Annotated in this window: 16 protein-coding genes; 12 read left to right on the forward strand and 4 right to left on the reverse strand. The window is 64.8% G+C overall.

The window, feature by feature from the left end:
- Nucleotides 1–6: 6 nt before the first annotated feature.
- Nucleotides 7–870 carry a YicC/YloC family endoribonuclease gene (locus tag ABNP31_RS25645; RefSeq protein ID WP_085664268.1) on the forward strand — a complete coding sequence of 288 codons (864 nt, stop codon included), beginning with the start codon at nt 7–9 and terminating at the stop codon, nt 868–870.
- A 13-nt stretch (nt 871–883) separates the two neighbouring features.
- Nucleotides 884–1,504, forward strand: coding sequence for a guanylate kinase (gmk, locus tag ABNP31_RS25650; RefSeq protein ID WP_075046762.1), 621 nt, complete (start codon nt 884–886; stop codon nt 1,502–1,504).
- 123 nt (nt 1,505–1,627) lie between these two features.
- Here the strand turns inward: gmk and ABNP31_RS25655 are convergent, their stop codons facing one another.
- The 3 genes from ABNP31_RS25655 to ABNP31_RS25665 all read right to left on the reverse strand — a co-directional run bounded on the left by ABNP31_RS25655 (nt 1,628) and on the right by ABNP31_RS25665 (nt 5,443).
- On the reverse strand, nt 1,628–3,169 hold the full coding sequence (locus ABNP31_RS25655) for an APC family permease (protein ID WP_013974795.1): 1,542 nt from the start codon (nt 3,167–3,169) through the stop codon (nt 1,628–1,630).
- 113 nt (nt 3,170–3,282) lie between these two features.
- On the reverse strand, nt 3,283–4,056 hold the full coding sequence (locus tag ABNP31_RS25660; RefSeq protein WP_085664267.1) for a gamma-glutamyl-gamma-aminobutyrate hydrolase family protein: 774 nt from the start codon (nt 4,054–4,056) through the stop codon (nt 3,283–3,285).
- A 4-nt stretch (nt 4,057–4,060) separates the two neighbouring features.
- Nucleotides 4,061–5,443 carry a glutamine synthetase family protein gene (locus tag ABNP31_RS25665; RefSeq protein WP_015272334.1) on the reverse strand — a complete coding sequence of 461 codons (1,383 nt, stop codon included), beginning with the start codon at nt 5,441–5,443 and terminating at the stop codon, nt 4,061–4,063.
- A gap of 207 nt (nt 5,444–5,650) precedes the next feature.
- Here ABNP31_RS25665 and ABNP31_RS25670 point away from each other — a divergent pair, with 207 nt between their 5' ends.
- The 5 genes from ABNP31_RS25670 (at nt 5,651) to ABNP31_RS25690 (ending at nt 10,411) form a co-directional block, all read left to right on the forward strand.
- Entirely contained in the window at nt 5,651–6,523 is an 873-nt protein-coding gene (locus ABNP31_RS25670) for a LysR family transcriptional regulator (protein WP_013974798.1), read from the forward strand.
- Nucleotides 6,524–6,784: 261 nt separating this feature from the next.
- Complete coding sequence (gene rpoZ / locus ABNP31_RS25675) at nt 6,785–7,048, forward strand: DNA-directed RNA polymerase subunit omega (protein WP_003253383.1); 264 nt, start codon at nt 6,785–6,787, stop codon at nt 7,046–7,048.
- Between the two features lie 59 nt (nt 7,049–7,107).
- Entirely contained in the window at nt 7,108–9,216 is a 2,109-nt protein-coding gene (spoT, locus tag ABNP31_RS25680) for a bifunctional GTP diphosphokinase/guanosine-3',5'-bis pyrophosphate 3'-pyrophosphohydrolase (protein WP_013974799.1), read from the forward strand.
- Nucleotides 9,217–9,239: 23 nt separating this feature from the next.
- Nucleotides 9,240–9,620 (forward strand): RidA family protein, encoded by a 381-nt coding sequence (locus tag ABNP31_RS25685; protein ID WP_009684531.1) that lies wholly within the window; start codon nt 9,240–9,242, stop codon nt 9,618–9,620.
- Nucleotides 9,621–9,679: 59 nt separating this feature from the next.
- Nucleotides 9,680–10,411 (forward strand): hypothetical protein, encoded by a 732-nt coding sequence (locus tag ABNP31_RS25690; protein ID WP_350012875.1) that lies wholly within the window; start codon nt 9,680–9,682, stop codon nt 10,409–10,411.
- Between the two features lie 168 nt (nt 10,412–10,579).
- Here the strand turns inward: ABNP31_RS25690 and ABNP31_RS25695 are convergent, their stop codons facing one another.
- Nucleotides 10,580–11,437 carry an NAD-dependent epimerase/dehydratase family protein gene (locus ABNP31_RS25695; protein ID WP_350012876.1) on the reverse strand — a complete coding sequence of 286 codons (858 nt, stop codon included), beginning with the start codon at nt 11,435–11,437 and terminating at the stop codon, nt 10,580–10,582.
- A 190-nt stretch (nt 11,438–11,627) separates the two neighbouring features.
- On the opposite strand from ABNP31_RS25695, the gene exbB reads away from it, so the two are divergent.
- The 5 genes from exbB to recG all read left to right on the forward strand — a co-directional run bounded on the left by exbB (nt 11,628) and on the right by recG (nt 16,865).
- Complete coding sequence (exbB, locus tag ABNP31_RS25700) at nt 11,628–12,602, forward strand: tonB-system energizer ExbB (protein WP_274078285.1); 975 nt, start codon at nt 11,628–11,630, stop codon at nt 12,600–12,602.
- A gap of 3 nt (nt 12,603–12,605) precedes the next feature.
- Entirely contained in the window at nt 12,606–13,034 is a 429-nt protein-coding gene (exbD, locus tag ABNP31_RS25705; RefSeq protein ID WP_322490652.1) for a TonB system transport protein ExbD, read from the forward strand.
- Complete coding sequence (locus ABNP31_RS25710; protein WP_016489831.1) at nt 13,031–13,762, forward strand: energy transducer TonB; 732 nt, start codon at nt 13,031–13,033, stop codon at nt 13,760–13,762. Before exbD ends, ABNP31_RS25710 begins: the two co-directional genes overlap by 4 nt.
- A 94-nt stretch (nt 13,763–13,856) precedes the next feature.
- Nucleotides 13,857–14,783: a hydrogen peroxide-inducible genes activator gene (locus ABNP31_RS25715; RefSeq protein WP_013974805.1), complete on the forward strand. Its 927-nt coding sequence runs from the start codon at nt 13,857–13,859 to the stop codon at nt 14,781–14,783.
- A gap of 3 nt (nt 14,784–14,786) precedes the next feature.
- A complete protein-coding gene (gene recG, locus ABNP31_RS25720) occupies nt 14,787–16,865 on the forward strand; it encodes an ATP-dependent DNA helicase RecG (RefSeq protein ID WP_085664263.1) in 2,079 nt (692 codons plus the stop codon).
- Nucleotides 16,866–16,933: the final 68 nt, after the last annotated feature.

A 16,933-nucleotide genomic window follows, 5' to 3' on the forward strand; every position in this document is an offset into this window, starting at 1 on the left:
CTCCCCATGGTGCACAGCATGACCGCTTTTGCTCGTGTCGAGCGCGCCGGCAGCCAAGGCACCCTGGTCTGGGAGCTGCGTTCGGTCAACCACCGTTACCTGGAGCCGCACCTGCGCCTGCCCGAGGCCCTGCGCGACCTCGAAGGCGCCGTGCGCGAAGGCCTGCGCCAGGGCCTGTCGCGGGGCAAGGTGGAATGCACCTTGCGCCTCAACGAAGACAGCAACGGCAAACCGCTGAAGGTGGACCGCGAGCGCGCCGCGCAGCTGGTTGCCGCCGCCGAGGAAGTGGCCGGCCTGATCAAGCAGCCGGCACCACTGAACCCGCTGGAGGTGCTGTCGTGGCCAGGCGTGCTGGTGGCCGACGCCAGCGACCCGCAGGCACTGAATACCGAAGCCATGGCGCTGTTCGATGAAGCACTGGCCGAGCTCAAGGCCGGACGCCAGCGTGAAGGCCAGGAACTGGCCCGGCTGATCAACGAACGCCTGGACAACATGGCCAGCGAAGTCACCACCCTGCGCGCCCTGGTGCCGCAGATGCTGGCAGCTCAGCGGCAGAAGATCCTCGACCGCTTCGGCGACATGCAGGCCGAACTCGACCCGCAACGCCTGGAGCAGGAGATGGTGCTGCTGGCCCAGAAGAGCGACGTGGCCGAGGAACTCGACCGCCTCACCACCCACGTCACCGAAGTGCGCCGGGTGCTCAAGGGTGGCGGCGCCGCCGGCCGGCGCCTGGACTTCCTGATGCAGGAACTCAACCGCGAGGCCAACACCCTCGGCTCCAAGGCCTTCGACCCACGCAGCACGCAAGCGGCGGTCAACCTGAAGGTATTGATCGAACAGATGCGTGAACAAGTACAGAACATCGAGTAAGGCCACCCCGACCATGAACCACAGCAGCGGCACCCTCTACATCGTTTCGGCCCCTTCGGGCGCCGGCAAGACCAGCCTGGTCACAGCCCTGATCAAGGCCGACAAGCGCGTAAGCGTCTCGGTCTCGCACACCACCCGCGCCATGCGCCCGGGCGAGCAGCACGGCGTGAACTACCACTTCGTCAGCCATGACGACTTCAAGGGGCTGATCGCCAAGGGTGACTTCCTCGAGCACGCCGAAGTGTTCGGCAATTTCTACGGGACCTCGCGCAGTGCGCTGCAAGAGGTACTCGACCAGGGCAATGACCTGATCCTGGAAATCGACTGGCAAGGCGCCCAGCAGGTACGCAAGCTGATGCCCGAGGCTTTGTCGGTGTTCATCCTGCCGCCAAGCCAGCAGGCCCTGCGCGAGCGCCTGGATGGCCGCGGGCAGGACAGCGAAGAGATCATCGCCGGGCGCATGAAAGAAGCGGTCAGCGAGATGGTGCACTACGACGAGTATGACTACGTGATCATCAACGATGACTTCGACGTGGCGCTGGAAGACTTGAAGGCCGTGTTCCGCTCGAACCGCCTGGTGCTGAAGAAGCAGCAACAGCGTCATGCGGCATTGCTGAAGCAAATGATCGGCTGAAGATTGCCGAGGCCTCTTCGAGGCCCTTTCGCGACACAAGGCCGCTCCTACATCGGAAGGCGTACGCCGTGCTGTTGTAGGAGCGGCCTTGTGTCGCGAAAGGGGCGCGAAGCGCCCCCAGCCTTATTCCTGCAGTGGCAAGGTAGCCTGCTGACGCAGGGTAGCCCCCAGGAAGTACGCCGGCGCGCGCAGGCGCGACAGCATCATCAGCACGATCCCCAGCACCGAAATGATCGCGGCGATCACGAACACCAGCCCCAGCCCGCCCACATGCGAGCCACTGCCGAAGTCCGGCGAGGCGCTGTCGATGGCGGTACGCACGAAGATCACCGACAAGATCACCCCACCCACCAGCGGGCACAGGCCGCGCATCAGGAAGTGGCGCAGGCTGTCGAACAGGCTGTGGCGGAAGTACCAGACACAGGCGAACGCCGTCAGCGAATAGTAGAAGCAGATCATCATGCCCAGTGCAGTGATGGTATCTGCCAACACGTTCTCGCTCAGGGTGCGCATGGTCACGTAGAACAGGCCCGCGGCCACACCAGCGCAGATGGTGGCGTAACGCGGGGTCTGCGAACGAGGGCAGACGCTGGCGAACTTCTGCGGCACCGCACCGTAGTAACCCATGGCCAACAGGGTGCGCGCCGGCGACACGAAGGTCGACTGCAGCGACGCCGCGGTGCTGGCCAGCACCGCGATGGACATCAGGATCGCCAGCGGCCCCATGACCGGACCGGCCAGGTGGGCGAAGACGTTTTCCTGGATGCGCGGGTTGTTGAGGCCCAGGCCTTGTTCGCTGATACCGGCAAACTGCAGGGTGGCAATCGCGGTGAACAGGTACAGGCCGAGGATCAGCAGCACGGTCCAGGTGGCCGCCTTGCCCGGCACTTCGTCACTGCCGACCGATTCCTCGCTGACAGTCAGGCACACGTCCCAGCCCCAGAAGATGAAGATCGACAGCGACAGCCCGGCGGCAAAGGCCGAGAACGATTCGACGCCGAACGGGTTGAACCAGGCGAAATCGAATTCCAGCGGTGGCGGCGCGGTGGTTTCGCCGAAAGCGGCAAAGGCAAAGCCGATCAGCACCAGCAACTGCAGGGCCACCAAGCCGTATTGCACGGTCATGGTGGTGGTCATTCCGCGGCAGCAGATCCACACCGCCAGGGCGATGAACACGCAACAGGTGGTTATGTTGATGAGCAGGTTGTCGGCCAAGGCCGCCAGTTCATGCTTGCCGGTGATCTGGCCAAGGAACAGGTAGAAGAAGTCGACCGCCACCCCTGCCAGGTTCGACAACACGATGGTGGTGGCGACCACCAGGCCCCAGCCACCGATCCAGCCGATCATCGGGCCGAAGGCACGCGCCGACCAGGTAAACGAAGTACCGCTGTCCGGCTCCGCCGAGTTCAGTTCGCGGTAACCCAAGGCCACCAGCAGCATCGGCAGGAAGCCGACGATGAACACCGCCGGCAGGTGCGCGCCCACTTCACGCACGGTCGGGCCAAGGGCACCGGTTAGGGTGTAGACCGGGGCGATGGTGGAAATGCCCAGCACCACGCTGGCCAGCAAGCCCAGCCGGCCGGTGGCCAGGCCCTTGCTGCGCTGGGTGTTGCCCGCGTCGGCCGCCACGTCGGGTGGGCGGCCGGCTTCTGTGTAATTGCTCATGAGTATTTGCCGTAAATTTTGGAATTGTTTTCACAGGCCTTGCGTACAAGGCCCGCTTTCACTCATTGAAAGCTTGCTGCCGGGAACAAGTCATCCGAGACCTTCGGGTGACATCAGAATGCCTCCTGCCGTGCGCCCTCCCGTGTAGCGTAAGCAATGCAGGCCTCACGAAACGCCTGGAACAGGCGCCGCGAGACCGGGTTTTCGGTAAATCGCCACTCCGGGTGCCACTGCACGCCGAGCACAAAACCCGGCGCCGCAGGCATGGACACTGCTTCGATCAGGCCATCCGGGGCCCGTGCCTCGACGCGCAGGCCCGGGGCCAGTCGGTCGATGCCCTGGCTGTGCAGCGAGTTGACCTCGAACTGCGCCGCCAGGCCCAGGCGCTCGAACAACCCGCCAGGCTCGATGCCGACAAGGTGACGAGGGCCGTATTGCACCTCCAGGGGTGCGTCCTCAGGTTCACGGTGGTCAAGGTAGCCGGGCAGTTCCTGCACGCGCTGGTGCAGGCTGCCGCCCAGGGCCACGTTCAATTCCTGGTAGCCACGGCAGATACAGAACACCGGCACACCGGCGGCAATGGCCGCCTGCAACAACGGCAGGGTCAGGCGATCGCGTGCCAGATCGTGCCGGGTACCCGCCGCGCTGGGGGCGCCATTGTAATGATGCGGTTCGATATTTGAAGGTGAGCCGGTAAAAACAATGCCGTGCAGACGGGCCAGCAGCGCCTGCGTGTCGCTGCCCCCGTCACGGGCCGGCAAGATCAATGGCAAGCCGGCAAAGCCGGCCGCCTCGACATACTTGTCGCCTACCGTATGCGACGAGTTCTTCCCCACCTGCTGGCGGCAGGCGCTGACACCGATCAAGGGGACCGCATTTGCGCTCATGGGCTTACACCGTGTGCAGGTACCAGTTGTACTCGAGGTCGGAAATCGACACTTCGAACTCGGCCAGTTCGCTTTCCTTGCAGGCCACGAAGATATCGATGTAGTCCGGGCTGATGTATTGGTTGAGGACTTCGCTGTCGTCCAGCGCGCGCAGGGCATCGCGCAGGTTGTTCGGCAGGCTCTGCTCCAGCTGTTCGTAGGAGTTGCCTTCGATCGGTGCCTGCGGCTCGACCTGGTTGGTCAGGCCGTGGTGAACACCGGCGAGGATCGCCGCGAGCATCAGGTAGGGGTTGGCGTCGGCACCGGCCACGCGGTGCTCGAGGCGCACGTTGTCGCTGCTGTCGGTGGGCACGCGCACCGCCACGGTACGGTTGTCCAGGCCCCAGCTTGGCGCATTGGGCACGTAGAACTGCGCGCCGAAGCGGCGGTAGGAGTTGATGTTCGGGCAGAGGAAGGCCATCGACGCCGGCATGGTCTCCAGCACACCACCGATGGCGTGGCGCAGCGCGTCGCTTTGCAGCGGGTCGTCGCTGGCGAAGATGTTCTTGCCGGTTTTCTTGTCCAGCAACGAAATGTGCACGTGCAGGCCATTGCCTGCCTGGCCCGGGTAGGGCTTGGCCATGAAGGTGGTGTCCATTTCATGGTCGTAGGCAACGTTCTTGATCAGGCGCTTGAGCAGGATCGCGTAGTCGCAGGCCTTCAGCGGGTCGGCCACATGGTGCAGGTTGACCTCGAACTGTGCCGGGGCGCTTTCCTTGACGATGGCGTCGGCGGGCAGGCCTTGCTCCTTGGCCGCTTCGAGCATGTCCTGCAGGCAGTCGGCATATTCATCGAGGTCGTCGATCAGGTACACCTGGGTCGACTGCGGGCGCTTGCCGGAAATCGGCGAGCGCGGCGGCTGCGGGCGACCGTTGAGGTTGTCCTGGTCGATCAGGTAGAACTCCAGCTCGAACGCGGCGCAGATATCCAGGCCCAGGTCATCGAACTTGCTCACCACTTGGCGCAGTACTTCGCGCGGGTCGGCGAAGAACGGCTGGCCATCCAGTTCGTGCATGGTCATCAGCAGCTGGGCGGTGGGGCGTTTCTGCCACGGCTCGTCCGACAGCGTGCCGGGGATCGGGAAGCAGATGCGGTCGGCATCGCCGATGTCCAGGCCAAGGCCGGTACTCTCGACGGTGGACCCGTTGATGTCCAGGGCGAACAGCGATGCCGGCAGGTTGATGCCCTTCTCGTACACCTTGTGCAGGCTGGCCCGCTCGATGCGCTTGCCACGTACCACGCCGTTCATGTCGGAGATCAGCAGGTCGACGTACTGCGTGTCCGGATGGGCCTGGAGGAAGTCATTCATCTCGCTGGAAGAACTGGCGCACGGGGTTACCGACGTCATGGCTGTACATCCTTTGATTTGCTGCGGCGATGTGGGGGATACGGCTGGCGCCTCACGGGCGACGATGGTTGCAGCTGTTGTTCTTTTCACTTTCCCATCGTGGGGATTGGTTACCCGACCGGGCGCATTGATTCCCGGGGGCCGTTTCACTATAAAATGGCCAAAACGCAACAGACATTGGCAATTCGGCAAGCAGAGCGTGCACCAATGCAATATCAGATTACCCATGCCGACCTCTCCCTGGTCCTGGCCCTGGAACGTGGCCGCTCGCTGGCCAAGGCTGCCGAGTTGCTCAAGGTCGATGTTTCGACGGTGTTCCGCTCGATCCGCCGGCTGGAGTCGGCGCTGGGCACAGCCTTGTTCGTCAAGAGCCGCAAAGGCTACCTGCCGACTGACACCGCCCAGGCCCTGGCCGAGCAGGCCGAACGCGCCGAGCAGGCGCTGGAGGCGGCGCGCATCGCCATGACCAGTGGCGAGCAGGTGGTCAGCGGCACCGTGCGCCTGACCTGTACCGAGGCGGTGATGCACAGCCTGCTGCTGCCGGCGCTGGCCGAGTTCATGCCCAACTACCCGGCCTTGTCGCTGGAGATGGGTACCTCCAACACCTTCGCCAACCTCAGCCGGCGCGATGCCGACATTGCCCTGCGCCTGACCAACACGCCGCCGGAGCACCTGGTGGGCCGCAACCTGGGGTCCACCTCCTACGTGGTCTGCGGCCAGCCGCAGTGGCGCGAGCGCCTGGCCGAGTCACCTGCCAGCGTGCCGTGGATCGCCCCCGACGACTCGATGCAGGACCACCCCACGGTGGTCTGGCGCAACCAGCAGCACCCGGGCTTGAGCCCGCGCTACCAGTGCAGCGGCATGTCGACCATCGCCCAGCTGGTCACGGCCGGGCTCGGCGTGGCAGCGTTGCCGGACTACATGGTGCACGCGCTGCCCGGGGTGGATGCGCTGAGCGGGCCGCTGCCGGGTTGCGACACACAGCTGTGGCTGCTGACCCGGCCGGACTGCCGGGCGTTGCGCTCGGTGCAGACCCTGTTCGAGGAGCTGACCCCGCGGTTGCGTGATGCGATGCTCTGAGGTTATCGTCAGGTTCAAGCGATAGGGTGTCTGTTCCGGCCCTTTCGCGGCTGAAGCCGCTCCCACAGGGTGCGGTGATGAACCTGAGGACAATGCGGTCCCTGTGGGAGCGGCTTCAGCCGCGAAGAAGGCAACACAGGGCTTGAAGGTAACCACCCGACAAAACAGCGCTTCCCTATTGGCTGGTGATTTTTTAAACTATCGAGTCCGCCTGCCCATTATTGGGCTGCACGCCCACCGCAATTGCTACTGAGGAAGACCATGGCCCGCGTAACTGTTGAAGACTGCCTGGAACACGTGGATAACCGCTTTGAGCTGGTCATGCTCTCGACCAAGCGCGCTCGCCAGCTGGCGACCGGCGGCAAAGAGCCACGCGTTGCGTGGGAAAACGACAAGCCGACCGTTGTTGCCCTGCGTGAAATCGCCGAAGGCATCGTCACCAACGAGTTCATCGCCGCTGAAGAGATCGTCACCGAGGATCCGGTGTTCGCCGCGTTCGAGGACGAGAACAACGAGGCTGTCTGATTGATGCCAGGTCGACGTCGCACGGCGCAAGGCCCCCTTCCTCGGCAGGAGGTGAACCCATGCCGGGTATAGAAGCCTTGGCCGAACGGCTGTCGACCTATCTTGGCCCCGAACAGGTCAATCTGGTCCGGCGCGCCTATTTCTACGCCGAACAGGCCCACGATGGGCAGCGCCGCCGCAGTGGCGAGCCCTACGTGACCCACCCGCTGGCCGTGGCCAGCATCCTCGCCGACATGCACATGGACCATCAGAGCCTGATGGCGGCCATGCTGCACGACGTGATCGAAGATACCGGCATCGCCAAGGAAGCCCTCAGCCAGCAGTTTGGCGAGACCGTGGCCGAACTGGTCGATGGGGTCAGCAAGCTGACCCAGATGAACTTCGAGACCAAAGCCGAGGCGCAGGCCGAAAACTTCCAGAAGATGGCCATGGCCATGGCCCGCGATATCCGCGTGATCCTGGTCAAGCTGGCCGACCGCCTGCACAACATGCGCACCCTGGAAGTGCTGTCCGGCGAAAAACGCCGGCGCATCGCCAAGGAAACCCTCGAGATCTACGCCCCCATCGCCAACCGCCTGGGCATGCACACCGTGCGCGTGGAGTTCGAGGACCTCGGCTTCAAGGCCATGCACCCGATGCGTTCGTCGCTGATCCACCGTGCGGTGAAAAGCGCTCGCGGCAACCGCAAGGAGATCGTCGCCAAGATCGAGCATTCGCTGGCCAACTGCCTGGCCGCCGACGGCATCGAGGGCGAGGTCAGCGGCCGGCAGAAACACCTCTATGGCATCTACAAGAAGATGCGCGGCAAGCGCCGCGCCTTCAACGAGATCATGGACGTATACGCCTTCCGCATCGTCGTCGACAAGGTCGACACCTGCTACCGCGTACTCGGTGCGGTGCACAACCTGTACAAGCCGCTGCCCGGTCGCTTCAAGGATTACATCGCGATCCCCAAGGCCAACGGCTACCAGTCGTTGCACACCACGCTGTTCGGCATGCACGGCGTGCCCATCGAAATCCAGATCCGCACCCGCGAGATGGAAGAGATGGCCAACAACGGCATCGCCGCGCACTGGCTGTACAAATCCAACGACGACGAGCAGCCCAAGGGCAGCCACGCCCGCGCCCGCCAGTGGGTCAAGGGCATCCTCGAGCTGCAGCAACGTGCCGGCAACTCGCTGGAATTCATTGAAAGCGTGAAGATCGACCTGTTCCCGGACGAGGTCTACGTGTTCACGCCCAAAGGCCGCATCATGGAGCTGCCCAAAGGCTCCACGGCGGTCGACTTCGCCTACGCGGTGCACACCGACGTCGGCAACAGCTGCATCGCCTGCCGCATCAACCGCCGCCTGGCGCCGCTGTCCGAACCGCTGCAAAGCGGCTCGACGGTGGAAATCGTCAGCGCCCCGGGCGCACGGCCGAACCCGGCCTGGCTCAACTTCGTGGTTACCGGCAAGGCGCGCACGCACATCCGCCACGCGCTCAAGCAACAGCGCCGCTCCGAGTCCATCAGCCTGGGCGAACGCCTGCTGAACAAGGTGCTCACCGGCTTCGACAGCAGCCTGGAAATGATCCCCCAGGAGCGTATCCAGGCGATTCTCGCCGAGTACCGCCTGGAGCTGATCGAAGACCTGCTCGAAGACATCGGCCTGGGCAACCGCATGGCCTACGTGGTCGCGCGCCGCCTGCTGTCGGCCGAGGGCGAGCAGTTGCCGGCACCGGAAGGCCCGCTGGCGATCCGCGGTACCGAAGGCCTGGTGCTGAGCTACGCCAAGTGCTGTACGCCGATCCCGGGCGACCCGATCGTCGGCCACCTGTCAGCCGGCAAGGGCATGGTCGTGCACCTGGAAAACTGCCGCAACATCAGTGAAATCCGCCACAACCCGGAGAAGTGCGTACAGCTTTCCTGGGCCAAGGACATCACCGGTGAATTCAATGTCGAGTTGCGTGTCGAACTGGAGCACCAGCGCGGCCTGATTGCCCTGCTGGCCAGCAGTGTCAACGCCGCCGACGGCAACATCGAGAAGATCAGCATGGACGAACGCGACGGCCGTATCAGCGTGGTCCAACTGGTGGTCAGCGTGCACGACCGCGTGCACCTGGCGCGTGTGATCAAGAAGCTGCGTACCCTGACCGGTGTGGTCCGCATCACCCGCATGCGTACGTAGTCCGCCAACCGCAAGGAGTCATCATGAGCAAGACCGTCATCAACAGCGACAAGGCCCCTGCCGCCATCGGCACCTACTCGCAGGCGATCAAGGCCGGCAACACCGTGTACATGTCGGGCCAGATCCCTCTGGACCCGAAGACCATGGAACTGGTCGAAGGCTTCGAAGCCCAGACCGTACAGGTGTTCGAGAACCTCAAGGCCGTGGCTGAAGCCGCTGGCGGTTCGTTCAAGGACATCGTCAAGCTGAACATCTTCCTCACCGACCTGAGCCACTTCGCCAAGGTCAACGAGGTGATGGGCCGCTACTTCGAGCAGCCTTACCCGGCCCGCGCCGCCATCGGCGTTGCCGCGCTGCCGAAAGGCGCCCAGGTCGAAATGGACGCTATCCTGGTCATCGAATGATGCCCCCGGTGACGGGCGCCCTGCCCGTCACCTTCCCTTCTCTGCAAGGTTACCCCGTCATGCGTCAAGCACTGCCCCTCGCGCTGGCAGCCCTGCTTCTGGGCGGCTGCGCCAGCCACAAACCCGAAGATTTCAACGGTACCTGGATCAACCAGGACGCCATCAATGCGGCCGTCAAGGGCGGCAGCCTGCGTCAGGCGCTCAGTGAGCACGGGCCGGTGTTCGAGTGGAAGCTCGACGTCGCCAGCCAACAGGCCAGCTACAGCAATGGTTTCGAAGCGGCCGACGGCCAGCTGAGCGCCACCGACAAGCAATGGCAGGCCAGCTTCCAGGGTGGCCAGACCGAACAGCTGTCGCTCGATGGCGACGAATTGCAGGCGGTCGATCAAAGCGGCGGCAAGCAGACCTTCGTGCGCGCCAAAGCGCCGGCGACGGCCAATGCGCCACTGGGCAGCAGCTTCGAGAAAGCCCTGTACCAGGCTTATCTGGGCGGCAACTGGAAGATCATCGAAGGCCAGGGCAAAGGTGCCAGCGTGCGCTTCGGCGACACCGGCAACGTCACCGGCCTGCCGGGGCCAGACCGTTTCGCCCTGTGCCTGGCGGGTGACTGCGCGACCATGGGTGGCAGCAATGACAGCCTGTGGCTGGAGCGCAACCAGCGTGGCGCCCCGTTCATCCTCAAGCGCGATGGCGACAAGCTGGAGATCTTCCAGGCGGTGAACCGCGCACAGCCGGATGAAATGCCAGTGTTGGCAGCCGGCAAGCGCCAGTGGGTGCTGGAGCTGGACTGAAAACCGTCCCTGACCAAGCGCCGCCCCTTTGTGGGAGCGGCCTTGTGTCGCGAAAGGGCTGCAAAGCAGCCCCGGCAGGTGGTGCCGTAACGCTGAAATCCTGGGGCCGCTTTGCGGCCCTTTCGCGACACAAGGCCGCTCCCACAAGAGGCCGCATCAAACCTGGAGTTAGTTTTTCCCTTTCAGGATGGCCGCATAGCCTTCCCTGTAGCTCGGATACACCGGCGCCCAGCCCAACGCCCGCGCCCGCGCATTGCTGCAGCGCTTGCTGCCGGTACGCCGCACTCGCTGCTCATCCGACCACTCGGTTACCCCCATGTACGCCCGCAGCCAGGCCACCACGTCGGCCAGCGGTGCCGGGTCGTCGTCGACGCCGATGTAGCAGTCGTCGAGCACCTTGCCATCAGCATCGGCCAGCAACAGGAACGCCAACAGGCTGGCGGCATCCTCGGCATGGATGCGGTTGCCATAAAGCGGTGGTTCCTCGGCCACGCGGTAGCCCTGGCGCACCTGACTGAGCAGCCACTCGCGGCCGGGGCCATAGATGCCGGTCAGGCGCACCACGCTGGCCGGGATGCCGCTGGCCAGCGCCAGCCGCTCAGCCTCCAGCATCAACCGCCCGGAATAACCTTCAGGCTCGGTGGCCGCGCCTTCTTCGATCCACTCGCCGTCCTTCTGTGCATACACGCTGCTGCTGGACACGAACAGCAGGCGCCGTGGGCGTTGGCCGCGCTCGGCCAGCCAACCCAGCACATGGCGCAAACCGTCGACATAGGCTGCCTGGTAACCCGCCTCGTCGTGCTGGCTGGCCGCCACGCAATACACCAGGTAGTCCGGCGCGCGCTGCGGCCAGGTGTCGGGGATCGATGGCTCGGACAAGTCCGCCGCCACCGGCACGACCCCCGCAGGCAACTGCCCGACCGAGCGACGCAGGCCGCTCACCTGCCAGCCGCGCGCAAGCATCTGCCGGGCAAGACGCCCGCCTACATCACCACATCCCACCACCATCACGGAAAGGTCTGACATCTCTAAACTCCCTAGACCAATTGATCAGCCCGACCACGCTACACGATGGATGGCTAGACCATAGGCGAAAAAAGCAACAAGATTACTTTTGTTAACAAGAATTACTTGCAATAATGGCCGCCAAATTGTTCTCGGCCTACCTCGAGGCCTTGGAGAACGTTCACTTTATTCTTCATCAGGTCCGGCCAGCATGACACGTACTCAACCTTCCGCTTCGCCAACCCCGTCGCGCGCCTGGCGCGCCATCGCCGCGCTGACGCTCAGCCTGGTGCTGGCCCCGGTGGCCATGGCCGATGAGCCAACCGCCAATGCTGCCGCGCCTGCTGCCGCTACCGCACCAGCTGCGCCGGCCGCTGCCCCAGCCGCAGCACCGGCTGCCGACGCAGTGGCCGCCACCCCGGTTGATGCCCCGGTCGCGGTAGACCCGAGCGTCGAAGCCCTGGTTGAAGACACCTCGCTGGGCATGGCCCACGACCTGTCCCCATGGGGCATGTACAAGAACGCCGACGTGGTGGTCAAGGCGGTGATGATCGGCCTGGCCATCGCCTCCATCATCACCTGGACCATCTGGATCGCCAAAGGCTTCGAGCTGATGGGCGCCAAGCGTCGTCTGCGTGGTGAAATCGCCCTGCTGAAGAAATCCGCCAGCCTCAAGGAAGCCAGCGACGTTTCCAACAAGGAAGGCACCCTGGCCCACACCCTGGTCCACGATGCCCTCGAAGAGATGCGCCTGTCGGCCAACGCCCGCGAAAAAGAAGGCATCAAGGAGCGCGTCAGCTTCCGCCTGGAGCGCCTGGTACACGCCAGCGGCCGCACCATGAGCAGCGGCACCGGCGTACTCGCCACCATCGGCTCCACTGCGCCATTCGTCGGCCTGTTCGGTACCGTATGGGGCATCATGAACAGCTTCATCGGCATCGCCAAGACCCAGACCACCAACCTGGCCGTGGTTGCCCCGGGTATCGCCGAGGCCCTGCTGGCCACCGCCCTGGGCCTGGTCGCCGCAATCCCGGCCGTGGTCATCTACAACGTCTTCGCCCGCTCCATCGCCGGCTACAAGGCCCAGGTGTCCGACGCCTCCGCCCAGGTGCTGCTGCTGGTCAGCCGTGATCTGGACCACCAGGGCAGCGAGCGCGCCGCCCCGCACATGGTGAAAGTGGGGTAAGCCATGGGCCTGCATCTCAACGAAGGTGGCGACGACCTCGCCGAAAACCACGAAATCAACGTTACGCCGTTCATCGACGTGATGCTGGTGCTGCTGATCATCTTCATGGTCGCAGCCCCCTTGGCCACGGTCGACATCAAGGTCGACCTGCCGGCCTCGACCGCCAAGCCGGCGCCGAGGCCCGAGAAACCGGTGTTCGTCAGCGTCAAGGCCGACCAGAAGCTGTACGTCGGCGACGATCAGGTCCCTGCCCCCGACCAGCTTGGCCCGATGCTCGATGCCAGAACCAAGGGCGACAAGGAAACCACCATCTTCTTCCAGGCTGACAAAGGCGTGGATTACGGTGACCTGATGGAAGTGATGAACAACATGCGCGCGGCCGGCTACCTGAAAGTCGGTCTGGTAGGTCTCGAGACGGCAGCCAAGAAATGACAAAAACGCGCTCTAACATGGCGCGCTACGGTGGCAGCCTGGCGATCGTGCTGGGCGTGCACGTGGTCGCCGTGCTGCTGACGCTCAACTGGTCGGTGCCCCAGGCCATCGAACTGCCACCGGCAGCCATGATGGTCGAGCTGGCGCCATTGCCGGAGCCTGCGCCACCACCGCCCCCGAAAGCGGCGCCGCAGCCACCGGCGCCGGTCGAGGAACCGCCGCTGCCGAAGCTGGCCGAGGCACCCAAGCCCAAGATCGCCATTCCCAAGCCGCCCAAGCCGAAGGCCAAGCCACAGCCGCCCAAGCCCGAGAAAAAGCCTGAGCCGCCTAAGGAAGCACCGCCGACCGAACAAACGGTAGACGCACCGCCCAGCAACACGCCACCGCAGAAGTCCGCGGCACCGGCGCCGAGCATTGCGTCCAACAGCAACGCCCTGCCGACCTGGCAGAGCGACCTGCTGCGTCACCTGGCCAAGTACAAGCGTTACCCGGAAGACGCGCGCCGTCGCGGTCTGCAGGGCATCAACCGCCTGCGCTTCGTGGTCGACGCCGAAGGCAAGGTGGTGTCGTACTCCATGGCCGGTGGCTCGGGCAGTGCCGCCCTGGACCGGGCGACCCTGGAAATGATCCGTCGGGCCGGCACGGTACCCAAGCCGCCACCCGAGTTGCTGAACAATGGCACGATCGAGGTCGTGGCACCGTTCGTCTACTCGCTGGACCGCCGCTGAGACTTTTGTTTCTGTCACAAATCGGCAAGTCTGATAACGTGCGTCTATCGATTGCAGCCGCTATGCTGGGCTCGCAACTTCATGGACGCACGTTATGACCCTCACAGAATTACGCTACATCGTCACACTCGCCCAGGAACAGCACTTCGGCCATGCCGCCGAACGCTGTCACGTGAGCCAGCCGACCCTGTCGGTCGGTGTGAAGAAGCTCGAGGATGAGCTTGGCGTGCTGATCTTCGAGCGCAGCAAGAGCGCGGTCCGCCTGACCCCGGTCGGCGAAAGCATCGTCGCCCAGGCGCAAAAGGTACTGGAGCAGGCCCAGGGCATTCGCGAGCTGGCCCAGGCCGGCAAGAACCAGCTGACCGCCCCGCTCAAGGTTGGTGCCATCTACACCGTCGGCCCGTACCTGTTCCCGCACCTGATCCCTCAGTTGCACCGCGTGGCGCCGCAGATGCCGCTGTACATCGAAGAGAACTTCACCCATGTACTACGCGAAAAGCTGCGCAACGGCGAACTGGATGCGGTGATCATCGCCCTGCCGTTCAACGAAGCCGACGTGCTGACCCTGCCGCTGTACGATGAACCGTTCTGCGCCCTGATGCCGGCCGACCACCCGTGGACGGCGAAAAAGACCATCGACACCGCCATGCTCAACGACAAGAGCCTGTTGCTGCTCGGTGAAGGCCACTGCTTCCGCGACCAGGTACTGGAAGCTTGCCCAACGCTGAACAAGGGCGGTGAAGGCTCCAAGCACACCACGGTCGAGTCCAGCTCGCTGGAAACCATCCGCCACATGGTGGCCTCGGGCCTTGGCGTGTCGATCCTGCCGCTGTCGGCGGTGCACAGCCACCACTACGCCCCCGGCGTCATCGAGGTTCGCCCACTGACCGCACCGGCACCATTCCGCACCGTGGCCATCGCCTGGCGCGCCAGCTTCCCGCGGCCGAAGGCCATCGAGATCCTCGCCGACTCGATCCGCCTGTGCTCGGTCGCCAAAGCCCCTGCGGAACAACCGGCCTGAGTCATGAGTGAGCTGTCGAAGGTCCCGGTCACGGTACTCAAGGGGGTTGGCGAGGCCATGGCGGAGAAACTCGCCAAGGTCGGCCTGGAGAACCTGCAGGACGTGCTTTTCCACCTGCCCCTGCGCTACCAGGACCGCACCCGCGTGGTGCCGATCGGCCAGCTGCGCCCTGGCCAGGACGCGGTGATCGAGGGCGTGGTCAGCGGCGCCGACGTGACCATGGGCAAGCGCCGCAGCCTGGTGGTGCGCCTGGGTGACGGCAGCGGCGTGCTGAGCCTGCGCTTCTACCACTTCAGCAACGCGCAGAAGGAAGGCCTCAAGCGTGGTACCCACCTGCGCTGCTACGGCGAAGCCCGCCCCGGCGCCTCGGGCCTGGAAATCTACCACCCGGAGTACCGCGCACTGAACGGCGACGAGCCGCCGCCACCGGTCGAGCAGACCCTGACGCCGATCTACCCGTCCACCGAAGGCCTCACCCAGCAACGCCTGCGCCTGCTGTGCCAGCAGAGCCTGGGCCTGCTCGGCCCGCGCAGCCTGCCAGACTGGCTGCCCGACGAACTGGCCCGGGACTACCAGCTGGCGCCGCTGGACGATGCCATCCGCTACCTGCACAACCCGCCGGCCGACGCCGACCTCGACGAACTTGCCGAAGGCCAGCACTGGGCCCAGCACCGCCTGGCCTTCGAAGAACTGCTGACCCACCAGCTGTCGCAGCAACGCCTGCGCGAAAGCCTGCGCAGCCTGCGCGCGCCAGTGCTGCCCAAGGCCCAGCGCCTGCAGGCGCAGTACCTGGCCAACCTGGGCTTCCAGCCGACCGGCGCGCAGCAGCGGGTGGCCAACGAAATTGCCTACGACCTCAGCCAGCACGAGCCGATGATGCGCCTGGTGCAGGGCGATGTGGGTGCCGGCAAGACCGTGGTCGCCGCCCTGGCCGCGCTGCAGGCCCTGGAGGCCGGCTACCAGGTGGCCTTGATGGCGCCCACCGAGATCCTCGCCGAACAGCACTACATCACCTTCAAGCGCTGGCTCGAACCGCTGGGCATAGAAGTGGCCTGGCTGGCCGGCAAGCTCAAGGGCAAGGCTCGGGCAGCCGCCCTGGAGCAGATCGCCAACGGTGCGCCAATGGTGGTCGGCACCCATGCGCTGTTCCAGGAAGAGGTGAAGTTCAAGCACCTGGCCCTGGCGATCATCGATGAACAACACCGTTTTGGCGTGCAGCAACGCCTGGCCCTGCGCAAGAAGGGCGTGGCCGGGGAATTGTGCCCGCACCAGCTGATCATGACCGCCACGCCCATTCCGCGCACCCTGGCCATGAGCGCCTATGCCGATCTGGACACCTCGGTGCTCGACGAACTGCCACCCGGGCGCACCCCGGTGAACACCGTGCTGGTGGCCGACAGCCGCCGCTTCGAAGTGGTCGAGCGGGTGCGCGCCGCCTGCGCCGAAGGGCGCCAGGCCTATTGGGTGTGCACCCTGATCGAAGAATCCGAAGAGCTGACCTGCCAAGCCGCCGAAAGCACCTACGAGGAGCTGGGCAGCGCCCTGGGCGAGCTGCGGGTGGGGCTGATCCACGGGCGCATGAAGCCGGCGGAAAAGGCTGAGATCATGGCCGAGTTCAAGGCCGGCAACCTGCAGCTGCTGGTCGCAACCACGGTCATCGAGGTGGGCGTGGACGTGCCCAACGCCAGCCTGATGATCATCGAGAACCCCGAGCGCCTGGGCCTGGCCCAGTTGCACCAGCTGCGCGGCCGGGTTGGCCGGGGCAGCGCCGTCAGCCATTGCGTGCTGCTGTACCACCCGCCACTGTCGCAGATCGGCCGCGAGCGCCTAGGGATCATGCGGGAAACCAACGACGGCTTCATCATCGCCGAGAAAGACCTGGAACTGCGTGGTCCAGGCGAGATGCTCGGCACCCGCCAGACCGGCCTGTTGCAGTTCAAGGTCGCCGATCTGATGCGCGACGCCGACCTGCTGCCGGCCGTGCGCGACGCCGCCCAGGCCCTGGTCGCACGCTGGCCGGAGCACGTCAGCCCCCTGCTCGATCGCTGGCTGCGTCATGGCCAGCAATATGGCCAAGTGTGACGCTGGTCCCATAATGGATCCAGTTTTGCCCCCAGGCTGGTTATACTTCGCGTTTAAAAGAATCAGTG

It is taken from the genome of Pseudomonas asiatica, assembly GCF_040214835.1.
GTDB lineage: Bacteria > Pseudomonadota > Gammaproteobacteria > Pseudomonadales > Pseudomonadaceae > Aquipseudomonas > Aquipseudomonas putida_Z.